This window comes from Pullulanibacillus camelliae, from assembly GCF_014642655.1.
Classification (GTDB): domain Bacteria; phylum Bacillota; class Bacilli; order Bacillales; family Sporolactobacillaceae; genus Pullulanibacillus; species Pullulanibacillus camelliae.
This window is the reverse complement of record NZ_BMIR01000008.1, coordinates 108,274-127,027: the sequence shown is the minus strand read 5'-3', so window position 1 is coordinate 127,027 and position 18,754 is coordinate 108,274. Positions and strand designations below refer to the sequence as shown.

At 42.6% G+C, this 18,754-nt stretch carries 16 protein-coding genes and 2 pseudogenes; 5 read left to right on the top strand and 13 right to left on the bottom strand.

Annotation, left to right across the window (positions count from 1 at the left end; genetic code table 11):
• Positions 1 to 119: 119 nt before the first annotated feature.
• The 6 genes from priA to IEW82_RS10000 all read right to left on the bottom strand — a co-directional run bounded on the left by priA (position 120) and on the right by IEW82_RS10000 (position 6,076).
• Positions 120 to 2,540 (bottom strand): primosomal protein N', encoded by a 2,421-nt coding sequence (priA, locus tag IEW82_RS10025; protein WP_188693172.1) that lies wholly within the window; start codon positions 2,538 to 2,540, stop codon positions 120 to 122.
• On the bottom strand, positions 2,537 to 3,757 hold the full coding sequence (coaBC, locus tag IEW82_RS10020) for a bifunctional phosphopantothenoylcysteine decarboxylase/phosphopantothenate--cysteine ligase CoaBC (protein ID WP_188693169.1): 1,221 nt from the start codon (positions 3,755 to 3,757) through the stop codon (positions 2,537 to 2,539). The genes priA and coaBC overlap by 4 nt, the downstream gene beginning before the upstream one ends.
• A 295-nt stretch (positions 3,758 to 4,052) precedes the next feature.
• Positions 4,053 to 4,262: a DNA-directed RNA polymerase subunit omega gene (gene rpoZ, locus IEW82_RS10015; RefSeq protein WP_229672508.1), complete on the bottom strand. Its 210-nt coding sequence runs from the start codon at positions 4,260 to 4,262 to the stop codon at positions 4,053 to 4,055.
• Between the two features lie 5 nt (positions 4,263 to 4,267).
• A complete protein-coding gene (gmk, locus tag IEW82_RS10010; protein ID WP_188693163.1) occupies positions 4,268 to 4,885 on the bottom strand; it encodes a guanylate kinase in 618 nt (205 codons plus the stop codon).
• Between the two features lie 21 nt (positions 4,886 to 4,906).
• Entirely contained in the window at positions 4,907 to 5,167 is a 261-nt protein-coding gene (gene remA / locus IEW82_RS10005; protein ID WP_188693159.1) for an extracellular matrix/biofilm regulator RemA, read from the bottom strand.
• A gap of 27 nt (positions 5,168 to 5,194) precedes the next feature.
• Positions 5,195 to 6,076, bottom strand: a complete 882-nt coding sequence (locus IEW82_RS10000; RefSeq protein WP_188693157.1) for a YicC/YloC family endoribonuclease — start codon at positions 6,074 to 6,076, stop codon at positions 5,195 to 5,197.
• Between the two features lie 154 nt (positions 6,077 to 6,230).
• Between IEW82_RS10000 and IEW82_RS09995 the strand changes: the two genes are divergently transcribed.
• The gene (locus IEW82_RS09995) at positions 6,231 to 7,946 is read left to right on the top strand and encodes an Rqc2 family fibronectin-binding protein (RefSeq protein ID WP_188693155.1); all 1,716 of its coding nucleotides are present in this window, start codon (positions 6,231 to 6,233) and stop codon (positions 7,944 to 7,946) included.
• A 152-nt stretch (positions 7,947 to 8,098) separates the two neighbouring features.
• On the top strand, positions 8,099 to 8,659 hold the full coding sequence (locus tag IEW82_RS09990) for a DUF420 domain-containing protein (RefSeq protein WP_188693152.1): 561 nt from the start codon (positions 8,099 to 8,101) through the stop codon (positions 8,657 to 8,659).
• Positions 8,660 to 8,695: 36 nt separating this feature from the next.
• Here the strand turns inward: IEW82_RS09990 and IEW82_RS09985 are convergent, their stop codons facing one another.
• Entirely contained in the window at positions 8,696 to 8,923 is a 228-nt protein-coding gene (locus IEW82_RS09985; protein WP_188693150.1) for a hypothetical protein, read from the bottom strand.
• 221 nt (positions 8,924 to 9,144) lie between these two features.
• Between IEW82_RS09985 and IEW82_RS09980 the strand changes: the two genes are divergently transcribed.
• Positions 9,145 to 9,492 (top strand): hypothetical protein, encoded by a 348-nt coding sequence (locus tag IEW82_RS09980; protein WP_188693147.1) that lies wholly within the window; start codon positions 9,145 to 9,147, stop codon positions 9,490 to 9,492.
• 947 nt (positions 9,493 to 10,439) lie between these two features.
• Here the strand turns inward: IEW82_RS09980 and IEW82_RS09975 are convergent.
• From IEW82_RS09975 to IEW82_RS09955, 5 genes and pseudogenes are all read right to left on the bottom strand, one after another.
• Positions 10,440 to 10,770 (bottom strand): annotated as a pseudogene (locus IEW82_RS09975) (transposase); the annotation flags it as partial.
• A gap of 110 nt (positions 10,771 to 10,880) precedes the next feature.
• Positions 10,881 to 11,810 (bottom strand): glycosyltransferase, encoded by a 930-nt coding sequence (locus IEW82_RS09970; RefSeq protein WP_188693145.1) that lies wholly within the window; start codon positions 11,808 to 11,810, stop codon positions 10,881 to 10,883.
• A gap of 21 nt (positions 11,811 to 11,831) precedes the next feature.
• Positions 11,832 to 13,445 carry a glycosyltransferase family protein gene (locus tag IEW82_RS09965; protein WP_188693142.1) on the bottom strand — a complete coding sequence of 538 codons (1,614 nt, stop codon included), beginning with the start codon at positions 13,443 to 13,445 and terminating at the stop codon, positions 11,832 to 11,834.
• 74 nt (positions 13,446 to 13,519) lie between these two features.
• A complete protein-coding gene (locus tag IEW82_RS20210) occupies positions 13,520 to 14,245 on the bottom strand; it encodes an N-acetyltransferase (RefSeq protein WP_188693139.1) in 726 nt (241 codons plus the stop codon).
• Between the two features lie 51 nt (positions 14,246 to 14,296).
• Complete coding sequence (locus IEW82_RS09955) at positions 14,297 to 15,403, bottom strand: DegT/DnrJ/EryC1/StrS family aminotransferase (RefSeq protein ID WP_188693136.1); 1,107 nt, start codon at positions 15,401 to 15,403, stop codon at positions 14,297 to 14,299.
• Positions 15,404 to 15,450: 47 nt separating this feature from the next.
• On the opposite strand from IEW82_RS09955, the pseudogene IEW82_RS09945 reads away from it, so the two are divergent.
• Positions 15,451 to 16,448, top strand: a pseudogene (locus IEW82_RS09945) (Gfo/Idh/MocA family protein).
• Here IEW82_RS09945 and IEW82_RS09940 read toward each other — a convergent pair.
• A complete protein-coding gene (locus IEW82_RS09940) occupies positions 16,436 to 17,356 on the bottom strand; it encodes an NAD-dependent epimerase/dehydratase family protein (RefSeq protein ID WP_188693127.1) in 921 nt (306 codons plus the stop codon). The pseudogene IEW82_RS09945 and the gene IEW82_RS09940 sit on opposite strands and share 13 nt — an antisense overlap.
• A 168-nt stretch (positions 17,357 to 17,524) precedes the next feature.
• Between IEW82_RS09940 and IEW82_RS09935 the strand changes: the two genes are divergently transcribed.
• Positions 17,525 to 18,673 (top strand): NAD-dependent epimerase/dehydratase family protein, encoded by a 1,149-nt coding sequence (locus tag IEW82_RS09935; RefSeq protein WP_188693124.1) that lies wholly within the window; start codon positions 17,525 to 17,527, stop codon positions 18,671 to 18,673.
• Positions 18,674 to 18,754: the final 81 nt, after the last annotated feature.

Here is an 18,754-nt window from a genome sequence, read left to right as displayed (position 1 = left end):
CACTGAAAAGCAGGTAGATTCCTTTTTACTGGATAAAAACTCTTGAATTTTAGATGAATAGAGCGCGTCCGGCCAAAAGGGTTAACCGCCGTTCACTCTCATTTGTTATTCCCTGTCTCTTACATCAAAATATACGGATCTATATCAACAGTAATAGAGAGTCCCTCTTTGGAAAACGCGTGCTGATAATGGTCTAGAACCTCTTTCAAAACACGATTTAACTGCGGTTCATTTTTATATTTTATCATGCATTGACAGCGATATCTATCTTTGATCCTAGCAATAGGAGGGGCCACTGGCCCAAGGAGAATCGCCTGATTAGAAAGCTCTCGTTTAAGCAAACTGACAATCTTTGTCGCTACATCTGATGCTTTAGCAAATGATTCGTGTGTGACGGTCACTAATGACAAATAATAAAAAGGCGGATAATTGTGGCGTTTTCTAGAGAACATTTCCTTTTGATAAAATTGCAGGTAATCATGCTCTGAAGCCAATGTCACCGCATAATGATCAGGCATATAGCTTTGTATGACGACTTCACCATCTAGCTTATGCCGCCCAGCTCGTCCACCAACCTGTGTTAATAATTGAAAGGTTTTCTCTGTTGAACGAAAATCTGGCAAATGGAGCATCGCATCGGCTGCCAATACGCCTACCAAAGTCACCTTTTCAAAGTCCAGGCCTTTAGCAATCATCTGTGTCCCTAGTAAAATATCAGCCTCACCACGTCCAAAGGCTCTAAGAAACTGCTCGTGAGCCCCTTTTTTGCGCGTTGTATCCACATCCATTCTGATGACCCGCGCTTCTGGCAAAAGTGTGGTTAGTGCTTCCTCAACCTTTTGGGTTCCAGAACCAAAGAAGCGGATATGCTCACTCCCACAGCTCGGACAAAGGGTGGGCGCTACCTCTTCATACCCACAATAGTGGCATTTCACTTTGTTTTGTTTTCGATGAAAGGTGAGCGAAATATCACAGTGCGGACAGGTAACGACATGTCCACAGTCTCGACACATAATAAAGGTCGAATACCCCCGTCTATTAAGAAATAATACACTTTGCTCCCCGCGATCTAATCGTTCTTGTAATTTTTCCATTAATTCACGTGAGAACATCGAGCGATTGCCTTCGCGCAGCTCTTCACGCATATCAACAATCGTGACTGGTGGCATTGGCTTTTGATTGACCCGTTCGCTTAATGTCGCGAGCTGATAGACCCCTTTTTGTGCACGCGCATAGGATTCTAACGAAGGGGTCGCGCTTCCTAAAATAACTGGACAGTGATGAAATTCCCCGCGGAATATCGCAACCTCCCGCGCATGATAACGTGGACTTTCCTCCTGCTTATAGCTCGTTTCATGTTCCTCATCAATAATAATGATCCCTAAATTCTTAAAAGGAGCAAAGACAGCTGAACGGGCACCAACGACCACGCGGACCTCACCACGATGAATTTTCCGCCATTCATCATGCTTTTCTCCGCGATTCAGCCCGCTATGTAAAACAGCCACTTCCCCACCAAAGCGCCCTCTAAATCGCTCCACCATTTGTGGGGTGAGTGAAATTTCTGGCACAAGCACAATTGCTTCTTTTCCTTGTTCAAGCACCTGCTGAATCGATTGCAGGTAAATTTCCGTCTTCCCACTTCCAGTCACTCCATGAACCAAATGGACCCGATGCCGCTTCTCGTTGACATCCTGAAGAATCGGATCGAGTGTTCGCTGCTGCTCTTCGGTAAGCTGTAAGGGCGAAGTGGGCTGACTCACTTGTTTAAAAGGATCACGGTACACTTCTTTATCGTAGGAGCGGAACAGTTTTTTCTCAATAAGACTCTGAAGCGTGGCCCGAGAGACCTGACATGTTGCCATTAATTCGGTAAGGGGCAGCGCAGCACTGATCTCGTGATCAATAAAATATTTAACTACCGCGTACTGCTTCTTAGCTTGGCCACCCAGCAAGTTGAATTGCTTGGCCAGCTCTTCCCCTGTGTATAAAGGCTCCATCACTTTGACGGTTTTAATCGCCTGTTTTTGGTCGACCTGCTGCTTTTCAATGAGGACATCCGCTTGTATCGCCGTTTTAATTGCCTTTAAGCACTCTGGATGCTCCTTTTGCAGCCTAGCCCACTCTACACCTTTATCTGTGGAAAACAAAAAAGCAAGTTCTGAAAATTGGGTCTTTAGCTTTTTGTCGTCTTTGACATGGATAATTTTTTTATAGTTCGCTTTCATGGCTGCAGGAAGCATCGCTTGATAAGCAGAAATTTCATAACAGAGTGTTTGCCTGGCCAACCATTTGCCCATCTTCAACAATTCCTCTGTTAATACAGGGGAATCATCGACAATCGAATCGATCGGTTTAATTTTTTCGACATCTGTTGTCGCCTTAAGGGCGATGATAAAGCCGATCAATTTACGGGGGCCAAATGGAACCACGACGCGCAGGCCCCGCTCTACAACCGATTCTAATGCTTTGGGAATTGCATAATCAAAGGGCTTATCCGTTTGATTCAACGCGAGATCAACAATCACCTCGGCAATCATTTGCTAGCCCTGCTTTTTAATAAAATATCGAGCTCCTCACAAAGCGCCTCTGCAACCTTTTGTTTTGACATCAGTTCTAAATCCTTGGATGCTCCACCTTTATAAATAAAGGTGACACGATTGGTATCGACGGAAAACCCTGCATCAGGTGCGGCCACATTGTTGGCAACGATCATATCCAGCTGCTTTTTTTCTAGCTTTTGCATCGCAAAGTCTTGAAGATGCTCGGTCTCAGCCGCAAAGCCGACAAGGAGCTGATGCGTTTTTCTTTTCCCTAACTCTTGCAATATATCTGGATTACGGACAAAGGTGACTGTCCATTCTCCCTCCGCTTTTTTTATTTTTTGTTCCGAAACAGTTTTCGGTCGATAATCTGCAACCGCAGCCGTTTTTATAACAACATCTGTCTCCTCAAAGCGCTCAATGACTTCCTGGTACATCTCTTGAGCCGAGGTGACATAAATAGTCTCTACACCCCTGGGTGCCCCAAGTGCGGTCGGCCCTGAAATCAGAGTCACATCTGCGCCCTGTTGCGCAGCCGCTTCGGCGATTGCATAACCCATTTTCCCTGAAGAACGATTTGTAAAATAGCGTACAGGGTCCATCTTCTCCTGGGTCGGCCCCGCAGTGACGAGCAGTTTTTTGCCCTTTAAATAAGGGGACGATGGGCGCGGAACAAAATGCGCAGCGGCTTCCTCTGCGATCACTTCAGGTTCAACCATCCGGCCCTTACCAACCCAACCACAAGCCAGCGTACCTTCCTCTGGATCAAGCAGCCGATAACCGATTGTCTTAAGTTTATCCAAATTCTCCCGGACAGTCGGATGGTCATACATATTGACATTCATCGCGGGAGCCACCCATACCGGTGCAGTGGTGGCGAGCAATGTAGTTGTAGCAAGATCATCGGCAATGCCACTAGCCATCTTAGCCATGATATTAGCCGTAGCTGGGGCAACAATGACAAGATCAGCCTGATCAGCTAAATCAATATGGGCAATTTGGTGTGGCACCTGTTCAGTAAATAGATCATCATAAACCGGGTTCCTTGATAAGCCGTGAAAGGTAGTACTTGACACAAACTTTTGAGCACTTTCTGTGAGAATGACATGTACGCGTGCCCCCCATTTTGTTAAAGTACTCGTTAATGCACACGCCTTATAAGCAGCAATGCCTCCGGAAACAATCAGGACAATGTTTTTATCTTTTATACTCATAGCTTGTATTCCTCCGCTCACATAAACAAAAGCATATAATTATTTCAACCGTTTCACGTCAACTCTGGTTATCATTTTATCACATACGTTTGCCCCACACCTATTGGCTTGCTTTAATTGTTCTAAATAATAAGGCTTAGAAAAGCTGTGCACAAAGCGCGCTTAGCTTTTATGAAAAAATAGCGGCAAGCAAGTATTCGCACTTTGTGACCTAAGGGGCTACTCTTTCTTTCAATAAATGAGGCTGCCGAGTGTTTCCCAGCAGCCCTTTTCTAAGCAATCATTGGTGACCTAATTATCTTTCAACATACTCTTCATGTTTAAATTTAATAATCCCTGCATTTATCTCTTCTAACGCCGTCCCCACTAATTTATCGGAATGAATATTCTTAATCAATGGTTTTTCTGATACAGCCAAGTCACGCGCACGCTTCGCAGATAACGTGACGAGTGTATATTTAGAATCAATTTGTTCAAGCAATGTATCGATGGATGGATAGAGCATCATGGTCAATCAACCTCCGTTAATCTTTTATATTTTTCTATGATGCGTGCTTGCTGACAATGTTCAGCAACGACGACCGCTTCGATTCGATCACAAGCACAGTCAACCTGATCGTTTTCAATGACATAGTCATAATGCTTCATCATTTCTATTTCATCTCGTGCAGCATTCAAACGATTCTCAATCAATTTTAAGCTTTCTGTTCCTCTATTCGTAATGCGTTTCTTTAATTCCCCTAGACTCGGAGGAACTAAAAAAATAAAGATCCCTTCAGGAAAATTTTGTTTGACCTGAAGCGCCCCTTGGACTTCAATTTCCAGCAAGACATCCTTGCCCTCATCAAGAGTATCCTGTACATATTGCAACGGAGTCCCATAGAAATTACCGACATATTCCGCCCATTCCAACAATTGATGGTTAGCAATCATCGCTTGAAATTCCTCTTTGGACTTGAAGAAATAATGCACACCATCCTGTTCACCTGCTCGCGGCTTCCTTGTCGTCACAGATATCGAATATTGGAGGTCAGTCCCTCGCTCACGCAACGCCCGACAAACCGTGCCCTTGCCCACGCCTGAAGGTCCTGATAATACAAATAATAATCCTTTTTCCTTAAAATCCATAACTCCATAAACCCCCGCTAATTAGCTTTCGTCAGTGACTTCGTCTTGATAAATCAATCTCTGTGAGACCGTCTCTGGCTGAACAGATGACAAGATGACATGGTCACTATCCATGACAATAACAGCCCGTGTTCGTCTCCCATAAGTCGCATCAATAAGTTTATTTTGCTCTCTTGCAATTTTTATTAAACGTTTAATAGGCTGTGACTCAGGACTGACGATGGAAACAATACGACTTGCTGACGCGATATTACCAAAGCCAATGTTAATTAAAGTGATCATACTCCTAACCCCCTACTGATGTCTCCATTATTCTATATTTTGTACTTGTTCTCTTATCTTTTCTAAGTGACTTTTCACTTCAACCACTTGACGAGCAATATGTATATCATTTGCTTTGGAACCAATCGTATTGATTTCTCGATTCATCTCTTGAATAAGAAAGTCCATCTTTCTGCCAACTGGGCCATCCTCATTTAAAAAAGAATAAAATTGTTGAATATGACTCGACAGCCGGGTCAATTCTTCATCAATATTGGCTTTATCTGAAAAAAAGGCAACTTCATTCAGCAAGCGTGCTTGATCAACAGGTCCAGAGTTTGCTAAGAACTCCGTCATTCTCTGATTAAGACGCTTTCGATACTCCTCTACAACTTGAGGGGCATGATGCCGGATGTCCCTTACAGATTGCTCTAACTCCTTTAATCTTTTGCCTAAATCCTCATGCAAATGTCGCCCTTCTTGAAGACGCATGTCTTGAATATTATACAATGCTTGCTCTAAAACAGAAAGCACGAAATCATCAAGCGCCGAGGATGCCTGATAGACACTTGACACTTCAAACACATCCCCTAATTGGACGACGTCATTAATGTGGTAATCAGCGGGAATGTGGTAGCGTTCAGCGATTTGCTTAAAGCTCTCTACGTACTGATCAAGTAACTGCCAATTGACGCGCACCTCATTGCGAATCAACGGTTCGCCAGATAGTGTTAATTGGACAGTCACCATTCCCCGCTGCAACGTTGATTTGATGGCTCGCTTCATCGCTTCCTCAAGATAAAGGAGCTGACGCGGACTGTGAAACGTGATATCTAAATAACGATGATTTACCGTCCGGATTTCAATAGACACAGTATGGGAAGCATTCGATTGAGAAGCTCGACCATACCCAGTCATACTTTTTAACATTTTATCACATCCAATCCTTATTCTAAACAAAAAAAATGGTCACAACAAGTATTACTCGCTAACTAAAGCACAGTTTGTTTTCTAAATCAGTGCCCCAACTTACAGACACGCTGTCAACATGATATACTAGTGAGATGAAAGAGAGGGATAAAGCATGTCCTTTGATGGGATTGTTACCCGTTCCGTTTGTCGGGAACTTAATAGTGTCTTTGCAGGTGGACGCATCAGCAAAATTTATCAACCGCATCCATCTGACTTAATACTCGTTATACGCTCCCATGGAGCTAATCGCCGCCTGTTGATTTCAACAGGAGCACAATTCACGCGTTTACATATCACAACTCGGGCCATCGATAACCCTGCTGAGCCACCCATGTTTTGTATGCTCATGAGAAAATATCTTGAAGGGAACGTCGTTGAATCGATCCAGCAATTAGATTATGAGCGCATCGTTCATATAGATTTAATAGGAAAAAACGATCTTGGTGATCCCGCACACCGCCGCATGATTATTGAACTAATGGGAAAGCACAGCAACATCATTCTCATTGATCGCGATAACGGGCAAATCATTGATGCGATTAAGCGCCTGCCGCCTTCTATCAATCGCCATCGGACGGTATTACCCGGTCAGCCCTATGTCTTACCGCCTGACCCACATAAACTCGATCCAGCGACGATCACGAGTGATGAATTGCTACAACACTTAGATTTTAATAGCGGCAGACTTGATCGTCAGCTCGTGGAGACAATCAATGGGTTTTCTCCCCTCTTAGCTAAAGAAATTATGCATCGTGCAGGTGTCCCTACACAACAAGCTGTGATTTCAGCTTTTTCAGCGGTGCAGCACTTGATTATTAAAGAAGAGTTCCAGCCACAAATCATTCGCAAGACTGGCGGCAAAGACCACTTTCACGTGCTTCCTTTAACGCATATTGAAGGTGAGGTCGAAACATTCGATTCACCTAGCACGATGTTAGAAACGTACTTTTCATTAAAATCTGAAGCGGATATCGTCAGACAACGCGCTGCCAACCTCAGCCACTGGCTTACCAATGAAAAAAAGAAAAATGAACGGAAGCTGGACAAGCTGCGTGCAACCTTAAAGGATGCCGAGGATGCCTCGCGTTTTCAACTGTATGGGGAGTTGTTGACCGCTCACATGCACCTCGTGAATAAAGGGGATCAATCTGCCACCGTCGTGAATTATTACGACCCCGAGCAGCAAAGTGTCACCATTCCTTTGGATCCCAATCGAACGCCATCAGAAAATGCACAAAGCTTCTTTAAAAAGTATAACAAGTTAAAGACCGCTCAAAAAGTGGTTGAGGAACAAATTAAAGCCACACATCAGGAGATTGACTATTTCGATGCACTGCTTCAGCAAATCACCTCTGCAGGGGTCAATGATATTGATGAAATCCGTGAGGAGCTGGAGGAAGGCGGCTATCTAAAACGGCGAATTTCCAAAGCACGTAAGCAGAAAAATCAGAAGCCTAACCTAGAACACTATACCTCTAGCGAAGGCATTCCCATCCTCGTCGGAAAAAATAATAAACAAAATGAATTTCTAACCACCCGGCAGGCTTCAGCTGAGGACACCTGGTTGCATACCAAGGACATTCCTGGCTCTCACGTGGTGATTCGTGCTAAGGATTTTGGAGAAACCACACTGATGGAAGCCGCTAATTTGGCAGCTTACTTTAGCAAATCATCCATGTCTAGTAGCGTTCCTGTTGACTATACATTGATCAAACACGTCCATAAACCGAATGGAGCGAAGCCAGGATATGTCATTTACGATCATCAAAAAACGGTTTTTGTCACTCCTGATGAGCGCTTAGTCTTGCAGTTAAAAGATCCGAAATAAAAACAGGTCATAGACTTCTCGCAACTTTTGGTAAATTTGACAAAATGACTACATTAAGCCATTTTGTGACGATGTTCAAAGGTTTGTCATTTGAAAGTGATTCCGAGACCGTTATAATGTAAGTAAAACTATTGGATCAAGGAGACTATTACATGAGCAATCACTCGGATAATAACTATAAACCAACGAGTAATAAGAATTATGCCGTACTGATTTGGAGCTTTTCCATCGTGGCCGTTGTCATCATTCTATTGCTATTTTTCTCACCACTTGGTTATCGAGGCAAGGTCGATTTTGACATCAATATTTTGCCAAGAATGAATGCCATCTTCAACAGCTTCACTTTTATCTTTTTGTGGGCCGCCTTTTTTGCTATTCGGAAAAAGAACATTAAGCTACATAGAGGCTTCATTTTAGCTGCATTTGTGGCCACGCTGTTGTTTTTGGTCTCTTATCTCACCTTCCATTATATTTCGCCTGAAACGGCGAAATACGGCGGGCAAGGCTTTATGAGACCTCTCTATTTTACAATTCTGATTACGCACAGTACACTTGCTGCCATCATTGTCCCTTTAGCACTCTTTTCACTTGTCTGGGGCTGGACGATGCAAATCAGCAAGCACAAAAAAATCGTGCGCTGGACAATGCCGATTTGGCTTTACGTCAGTATAACGGGGGTCATCGTCTATCTCATGATGGCGCCATACTATTAATAAAAAAATGCCGAGATTATCGGCATTTTTTCTTTATTAGGCATAATCTAAAGCAACGATATCATCAAAAGGTACTGCGATTAAATCACTTCCGGCGGAGCCTTCTTCTTGGAATGTGACAAAATCACCAGAGACTTCAAAAATTCTTACCCCAAAGATACTATTTCCATTGGATAACATCACTTCATTAAATAAGACATTTTCCAGTCCAAGCAATATTAGACGGCTTCTAAAGCTCACTCTATCTGTGGATGCTAATGGCACTGTCTTTCCCTCCTTTGTTAATACCCAGTCACTACTTTTTTATGGTACAACGACCATTTATGTATCCACACTCGCCTATTTCAAGCAAAATATACACAAATGACTAAGAGAAAAGGAAAGAATCATAAAAAAGTAAACAAACGTCCAATCGGATTGGCTTCTTCATTAATACACTTTAGTAGTCACGTATTTTTATTGTTTTCTCTAAAGGAGGTTATCACATGGCAAGTTTATTTGATGATGACTACTATTGCGGTCATCGAGAGAAGGACGAAAAAAAGGAAAAGAAGCATAAGTGCAATTGTGGGTGCAAAACGTGTATTTGCGAACAATTGAGGAAGCTCACTCCATCACAGCTTTTCTTCATCGTTCCCAATGGCACAAACGCCCCACTCGATCTTGGTGGCTTAACAACCCCTACAATCTTTACCTTTCAAAAATTTGACCCTGAAACCGGTTGTGCGACATTCAGCTATCCTGTTGTTGGGACAACAGGAGTCATCACTCAGCTTTACGTGACGAGCTGTGAACAAATCCAAGGTTTAGCATTTTTGACAACAACGGCTTAACCACTGTTTTTTACTAGCATGAAACAAATGCCTCTACTCAAGTACTTCACAAAAAGAGATTGACCCAAAGGTTTAATGTTTAAGGGCAATCTCTTTTACTTTTATTTGTTAAATTTGATGACATTTTCTCATACCTGCAGGCAGAAGCTCGACTTAAGCCTTTCCATAGATAGCCAGCCTTAAAGCAAAGGAAAGAAAAAGCCTGACAAAAATATGCCAGTCCCTATTTGAATTAGAGAATTTTCTCAAAACCCCCACCTCATCAAGTCATGCATTAAGCTCCTTCAATACCTGCACTCATGAAAAGTGCCCGACACCAATCCGTCGGTTCAGGCAATACCCCTCGGGCAAATTGCCTGAAGTGTGACAGATGCTTGAAATTGTTTAACCATTTCAGCTAGCAGACTCTTTCAACGGGGAATAGGTACTGTCATTGACGTGTGCTGGCCGATGGAATGCTTGTTATTTAACTGCGGAGGTAGTCTATTCCATGAGATAAGCGTTCCTCTGGACATTTAGCGTAGTGTGTTAATTATTAACGACTTTCAACATCAGTGTGATGGGAATTTAATTAAGGGACTCATAGAATGTATCGCAGGGTTTAAATTTATTGTGGGATGATAACAAGAAATACCTGACTTATTCATACTCCAAAAAAATAGGATTTGTAGCCAAGGCCAAGCTTTTTTTGAAAATAATATTGAGAGAGTCACTGCGACGAAGCATTTATAATAATCGCACAGTAAAAAGCTACCTGTTTTTGGGCAGACTTCTCCCTTGATGCCAAAATAAATGTTGAAGTTAGGTATGGTATTGGCGGGTGATTTGCGCTTCTGGCGCTCGCTTTCCGTGGGCACGGCCTTAGCCTCCTCCCTCGCAAAAGACGCTCAGTGCGTGGGCTTCGGACGCGTGCTGTTTCCGCAGGAGTCTCCCGCCATACGCTCCAATCACTCGAGTTTTAGCCTTTGAATGCGCTGTAGTATGTCCCAAAAAAATGTGTGATAAACAAAGCTGGAAGATAACTTGAAGTACAATGATCGACCTGACTTTACTCATTTGCTGGCCACTTTAATAAGCTTTGTCCGTATTGTTTGAATCTGCATATTCTTTTGTCCCTCTGGAAAGCAAAGTGTACGAAGCCAGTTCGTTAGGTTGTACGCCAGCAGGCTTAAGCAGCATTCTTACCTCATTAACTTGGAAGGAATGGCTGCACATTCTATCAAAGTTAAAACCACTCTTTGCTTCCTTGATGTAATTTTCCATCTTTCCTCTTTTCTGATTCTGTCAGATTTTCTATGAATAATCTAGGAAATATATTATCTTTTTGAAAAAACACCTGATCAACAAATTTGCACGCAAAATTTATAGTGTAGATGCCTCTCCTTAGATTAATAGCTTTGTAAAATCTTCACAATGTGCCCAATCAATTGTTTTGCCCTCACCTCTGTGGAATGATTTTCTCTTATAAAATGAACCGCCCTCTGGATGATTTGCTTACGCTTTTCTTCATCCTCTAAGTATTCCTCAACCTTTTCTTCAAAGTTCACCGCTGAGATGTCCACGCAATTCTCATCCGCTTGAAAGCCTAAATCTCTCAATTCCGCATTTAATGGAGCTAATAGACAAGTCCCCGCAGCAGCAGCTTCATAATATTTTAGGACAGGGAAATGCTCCACACTGTCACAGGTTAAAAAAAGTTTAGCCCGACTCAGCAGACGGGCATAATTCTCTCCAACATAATAAGCTTCCTGTTCATCGACATCCCGATAACCAGGGTGTGGAATATAACAAAACCTCGGGTCATCCTTATAATGCGTATAAAAGTGGTGACGCAGCGGGTAAATATGCTCAAATAAAGCACCACTCATCAAGATATCGATATCCTTTTCTTCATTATAAGGCTTAAAAATGTTGATGGGCACATGGTGAGGCAGCCACACCATCCTTGAAAGGAATTCAGGAAACCACTTTTTGAAGGGATCCCGATAAATAGAAAAAATATGCCGAACGCTTTCCTTTTCAATAAAAGCCTTTCGATGCTTCATTTTATATTTCAGATCATGCATGATGATTCCATAAGGAACAGAAGCACTTTTTAGATTGCGTATAAATGGACTGTAGTCTGGTTTGAAATCATTGAGTAAAATAAAGTCTGGCGTTTTTGGACATTGTCTAAGGATGCTTTGAATATCTCCATGCTCATGCCAAACCAACAGCTCGGCATGTTTTTTTAGTGCCTGTATTAAATAATAAGTGCTTCGTTCTGTTCGGTGCGTAAAATCCTTAGTAATAAATAAAAGCGTGATTCTTCGCGCCATAGCGACCTCCTCATTACTCTATTAATCAATAAAGGGACACCATGCTTCTTCTTCCACAGCATTGCTAATCTTTTGATAGGTACACTCTAATCTTGGAAGAAAACGCTCCCCGTATATCATTCTATTAAACCCATCCTTTGAGCCCGAAGATACGAAACTCACTTTATCACTTTTATCCGAGCGAAGCACGAAGTATAGTCCATAATTTTGATCAGGGTGCTCCTCCCAGTCTCGACCTACCTTGGTCATATCAAAGCGATACCAATTGGAGACCCAAGGATACTTGGAACTAAACATATGCTTTAGCGGAACAACACCAATCGGTTCCGCTGACAATTTGGGGCGTTTTCCAGTCTTCAAGCTGTTGTTATCCCAATCCGACAGTACTTGATAGCATTCTACTTCTGCTTGCCCACTCATCCGCTTGTTAGCAAACAAGGTACATCTCGCTTGCTTTATACGATATCCTTTTACAGGTTCCATTGCGAATTTAAGAAAAACTTCTTCAAGTGGTCTTTGGGAGCTGGTCTTTAATTGTATGATCTCTGGTCGCACGTGATGCCGCTGATTTACCGTCACCTGCTTTGCACGTCTGACTTCTCTGTACAGCTCCTGGGGTAATGCAAATAGCTTTTTTCCATTTCTTTTCGCTTGCACATGAGGTTTAATCTGCTCAATTAAATCCAACAGCCGCTCCTGATACGTATGCTGTTGATGAACAAACCGCTGCCCTTGAGCTTTTATTCGCTCTCGCGCTGCTGAATCGCGAAGATATTTTCCGACCTTATCTAAGACGCTCTCGTCTTCGTCGATCGTTACAAGATGCTGATCTGAGATAAAATGCCGAGAAACGGCAGGCGTATTTAATGTCAAGAGACACGTCCCACTCCCCATGGCTTCAAATGTGCGCCGTGTTAAAAGCTGTGGAGAATTTTGAATCCCTATGGTTAGCTTTGAAGAGCTGTAGACACTCGGGATCTCTTGATAAGGAATGGTTCCATGAACAACAAGTTTTGAGCTCAGAGAGGATATGTTTTTTATATAATCTCGCCATCCTGCTCCGTATATATGGAAGGAATACTCCTGCTGCTTTAATAAAGGGTCAACTAACCGCTTCAAGCCTGCATAACGAAAAGGACAAAGCTCCGGCAAGATTGGACTGTAATTGCCTACTAAGGCAATATCTGCTTGGTAGTTGGCTTCTAGCGGGCGGCTATGATGGAGTGTGGGATAACATGCTAAGGGTAAATATCCTGCTGGAATGCCTAACTGATGATAAAATGCTTCAAAACCATACTCATGGGTCACCACATAATCTGGGGTGGCCTGTTCAATCATATATTTACTCCATAATTCAGTATGAACAGGATCTTCAAGTGACCAAAAAACATGAAAAGCCTCTTGTTCCTGACAATAGCGCTTCACGACATCCAAATATTTTCTTTTATGCCAGGATGTCCAGCCACTCGTTAAAATAATATCTGGCTTAAACGCCTCTAAGGCTTGCATTAACTGTTCGCTTGTCCCTTGTTCCGGAGAGAACTGAGGGGTCTCACAGGGTATGCCCATATCATGAAACGTTCTAGTTAATGTTTCAGAAAAAAACGTAAAGGTTTCTAAATAAAACCAGCGCAAGCTAGGCCCTCCTTTTTCACCAAATTTAGATCGCGCCAAGCCTATTCTCATATGCCTCAACCTTATGAAATGAATCAAATAGATTCTTCTAACCATTGCACTTTAGGAACATCGCGTAAATAGCGTGCAGGGTTGCCAACAACAATCGTTTTAGCAGGAACATCTTTTGTAACCACACTTCCCGCTCCAACAAACGCCTCTCTTTCTATCGTAATTCCCGGGAGAATGACGCTCCCTGCCCCAATTCTACCACCATATTTTACCGTGACGCCTTTGAAAGCTGGGCGCACCTTTGCCCGTGCCGCAAATGGATCATTAGAAGTGATGACACCTGGTGCAATGAAGGCGCGATCCTCAAGGATAGAAAAAGCTGTAATATAAGCATTTGTTTCAATCTTGACATGAGCTCCGATTGTCGTATGTTCCTCAATTGCCACCCCTCTCCCAATGATCGACTGCTCCCCAATCGTGACATGCTCTCGAACAGTCACCATGTCTGCAACATAAGATTGTGGATGGATCGTTACGCCTTTATAGATGATCGCATGCGTTCCTACCCGAGAGCCTGCTCCAATGACAGTTGGAGCAAGTTCTGTTGTCTCTCGCTTATAAGGAAGCCTGCCGATGACTGCAAAATCACCAATTTCTACATCATCTTCAATAACGACATCATCCTTTATCACGACATGGTGCCCAATTTTGACACGCTTACCCACTCTGACATTCTTACCTACCTGCAAACCGGTATTGCTTTGGCATATTTTTGCCTTTTGAGCTGGTGTTTGCTCTGAATGGCCCATCACGTATTCCCTCCCTACAAAGCTTTTTTAATCAACTCATGCTTCTTCTCTTTAATGAGAAAAAAATTCTCTGACCTTATCTACAATGTAGGCTTTTTCATTATCGGTAAGCTCGGGAAAGATCGGAAATGCAATCGTCTGTCCTGCCACAGCCTCAGCCTGAGGTAAGACGATATGACTCTGTTGATTTTCTAAAGCCTTTTGTTGGTGAAGTGCCAGTGGATAATAAATTCCTGTCCCTATCCCATATTTTTGTAAGTAGGCTTTAAGTGCTTCCGCCCGCTCCGTTTTGACAACAAATAAATGATACACATGCTCTCGGTCATTAAATTGTGGAGGAAGCTGTAGAGGCAGTCCTGCTAATTCACGGATAAACTGCTGAGCATTACGCTGTCTTTCAGCATTCCATGTCTTTAAATGATCCAATTTTACCGAAAGAATAGCTGCTTGTATTTCATCTAAACGACTATTATAGCCCACCGCTGAATGATGATATTTTTTATAAGTCCCATGTGTTTTCAATAAGCGAATGGTTTTGGCGTAAGCCGCATTATTGGTCAAAATCATGCCACCATCCCCACAGCCTCCTAAATTTTTCGTTGGATAGAACGATAAGCAGCTTAAATCTCCCCATGTCTCAACAGGACGCCCTTGAAAGGTCGCACCAGCCGCTTGACAACTATCTTGAATCACCACAAGGTCATATAGCTCACTCAGCCGGCGAATCTCGGCCAAGTTCACGGGTAAACCAAAGAGATGGACGGGAATGATGGCTTTTGTCTTTGAGGTCACTGCCGCTTCAAGCTGGCTGACTTCCATTAAATAAGACGATGGATCGATATCGACAAAAACAGGCCGAGCCCCTACTTGGAGAATGGCTTCTACTGTAGCAAAAAATGTGTAAGGCGTCGTTATCACTTCATCTCCTGGGCCAATGCCGGCAGCTTTTAAAGAGAGAATTAAGGCATCAGTACCACTATTAACACCTATTGCATATTTGGTGGATGTCGCCTGCTGCATCTTCTCCTCAAAACGCTGATTTTCTTGACCTGCAATAAATTCTCCACACATCATAACACGCTTGATCGCCTCGTCTAATTCATTTTTTAACTTCTCTTGTTGTCGCTTGATATCCATCAAAGGAATCAATATTCCCAAAAAGCGCACCCCTTTCTCATTTTTTTATATACATATAGAAGAGTATAATGCCCAGTATTTTAACGCATACAGGAGTGAATGTGATGACAGCTTCCCCTATAAAAGTTGGCCTTATTGGTACAGGATTTATGGGCCAAAATCATCTCAGACATTTAGTCGCCATGGATCACGTAGAAATGGTAGGCATTCACGATGTCATCCAGGAACACGGCATGAAAATCAGTCAGGACTATCATGTGCCCTTCTTTACATCAGCTGAAGACTTGATTGATCACGTGGATATGATTGTTGTGACTGTCCAACCACCCAGCATTTTGAATTGACCAAAAAGGTGATATTGGCTGATACCCATGTATTTGTTGAAAAACCTTTTACACACAGCTTGGAAGAGGCGCTTGAAATTGAGGCGCTTGTGAAGCAGCACCCAGTGCAAGTTCAAATCGGTCATGTCGAGCGTTTTAATCCCGTCTATCAAGCACTCATCCAGCAGGTGCAATGGGAAGACATTGTTTCTATTGCCTTTAAGAGGCATATCCCATTAAGGAAAAAGGTCGACGTTGACATCATTCTCGCCGTCATGGTGCATGATCTCGATCTGCTTCTTCATATCAGCCAACAGCTCAGCACTTCCATTAAAACGCTGACTGCCAATGCTGTCACAGACCGACATCTGCTCATTCCACCATTATTGGATAACGTCTGTGTCATGTCGACCCTGAGTAATGGCATCTTAGCTCAACTCTCAAGTAATCGCTCAGGTGCTCATCACGAGCGACGTATCCAAATCATTGAGAAAGAGCGGACCTTAAATGCAGATCTTTTAAATAATGAAATAGAAATCTTATCGCGCCAAAATAAAAATACTTATGCTGTTGATCGCCAAATCATAAAAATCGATCAAAACAACGCATTAAGAGAAGAAATGCAAGGTTTTATCAAGGCGATTCAATCGGGAGAACGCCCTGAAATTAACGAAAAAGATGGCCGTGAGGTTATGGCACTCATTGACACCATTATGAAAGCCATTCGGACTCAACGCTTTTGATCCAAAAGCATATCGCCAATCATCTCATTTACACCATAGGATGGCGCTCTTCTGAAATCCTTTGTTAGCTTGGAAATATCACAAAAAAAGTTGGGGGTCGTTAACTCTTTTCCTTCTCGATCTGAAGGCTGAAAGACGACCTCCACCTCCTTATTTAACTGTTTTTTGGCAACCCAAGTCATACGATGAGCCAAATCCTTGATTGAAAGGGATTCCGGCCCACCAAGATTGTAGATTCCTGTATGAGAAGTTAAAGCCTCCTCATAATAGCGCACAACATCATTAATATGAATAAAATTGCGCATCTGCTTACCACTGCCAAAAACAGTCAGTGGTTTGTCCTTTTTGATGGCTTGACACATCAGCTGCAGTACCGTTCCCTTTTCCACCAACCCCTTGCCACATACGTTGGTTTGCCGAAAAATAACATAATCTATATTTGCCTGTTTGTGATAGGCCAAGATCAGTTGTTCTCCCCATTGCTTCAAGTGACCATAAAAATTATAAGGGGAGACCTGGGACTGCTCTGAAATGTGTGCTTGATTTGGGGCATATACTGCAAAGGATGATGGAAAGATGATTTTCTTTAGCTTGTGCTTCGATCCCTCTTCTAAAAGGTTGTATACCGTTAACACATTGGTTAATATTGCGCGCTGACTATAAGTTTCACAATCCGGTATGGCACTCATCGCCGCACAATGGACGACGACTGTAATATCTTTCATGAGAGGCTCTACTTCCTCTCGATTTGTCAAATCCACCTTTTCTACCGGAACGTCACCTACCCTTTGCAGTTGACCCCCTTCAAAGCTATCAACTGCTCTTAGCTGGATATGCTTATTTTTCTTCTTCAAATAATGGATGAAGAAGGAGCCAATATAGCCAGCTGCACCAGTCACTAAGATCATTTCTAACCCCTCCTCTCTAGTAACCTATTCACAGCATCATTAAATGAATGGGCAAGAAGAGAAATTTGGTTGAGTGACTATTCCGGGGGAAGGAAGTAGCAAACTTAAATGAGGCTTCATATATTACCAACAATGGTTCTGCATTATTTTTATAAAGGTGGTTGACTTATGATTTTACTCACAGGCGCTGATGGCTATTTAGGATGGCCAGCATTCTTAAAATTAGGAAAAGCATTTCCAGAAGAACAGATTATTGGCGTAGATAATTTCAGCCGAAGACAATGGGTGGATACAGTAGGAAGTGTCAGTGCTATTCCAGTAGAAACCATGGAAAAACGCATGGAAGCTGTAAAACGCCTTGGTCTTCATCATTTGCATTTTATTGAAGGAGATTTGGCTGATCAAGATTTTGTTTATCAACTTTTACAACAATTCAAGCCAGATACAATCATTCATCTTGCCGCGCAACCATCGGCTCCTTATTCCCACATTAATGGTAAGACAGCAGCTTTCACACAAGAAAACAACAACAGCATGCTGAGAAATTTATTGTGGGGGATGCATGAAATCGGCCTTGAAGACACTCATTTGATCGTTACGACAACCACTGGGGTCTATGGTACTCCTGAATTTACTATTCCTGAAGGCTTTTTAACACTTCAAGGTGACAACGGCTTAGAAAGAATTCCCTATCCTGGTATGGCAACATCGTGGTATCACATGAGCCGTGCCAACGATATTAATAATTTATACGTCGCGCATCATTTATGGAAACTTCCCATCACTGATATTCGCACTTCGATTATCTTTGGTACAGATACAGAAGAGACGAAGCAGGATGAAGCCCTAGCCAATCGCTTTGATTTTGATTTTTATTTTGGTGTCGTGCCCAATCGCTTTTGTGCCCAAGCCTTGGCTAACGTCCCCATTACTATCTATGGAAAAGGGGAACAAAAGAAACCAATGATCCCTTTAGAGGATGCCGTTATTTCTATTGTGAATGCCGTAAAATTGAACAAAGCCAAAGCCTTTGAAGTCTTTAATCAAGCATCACTGCTGGTAAGTCCAGTGGATTTAGGTCAAGCCGTTCAAAAGGCATGTAGCGATAGAGGGCTATCCGTACAGCTCTCTCATATTCCCAATCCACGTGTAGAAAAAGAAGAGCATCAGATGAAAATGGAGTTAAGTGGCTTTTCTAAACAGCTATTAAAAAAGGAGCCACAATCCCTTCAGGAAACGATTGATCAAACCATCAAAACCCTTGCTCCATATAAAGAAACGATTAAAAACTATCAGCACGCTATGCTCAATCACTAGATATTTACAAGTTATAAAAAGGAAAGGTGAGTCATTCTAGCAAATGAGAATGACTCACCTCCTCTTTAAAAGATCGCTTCT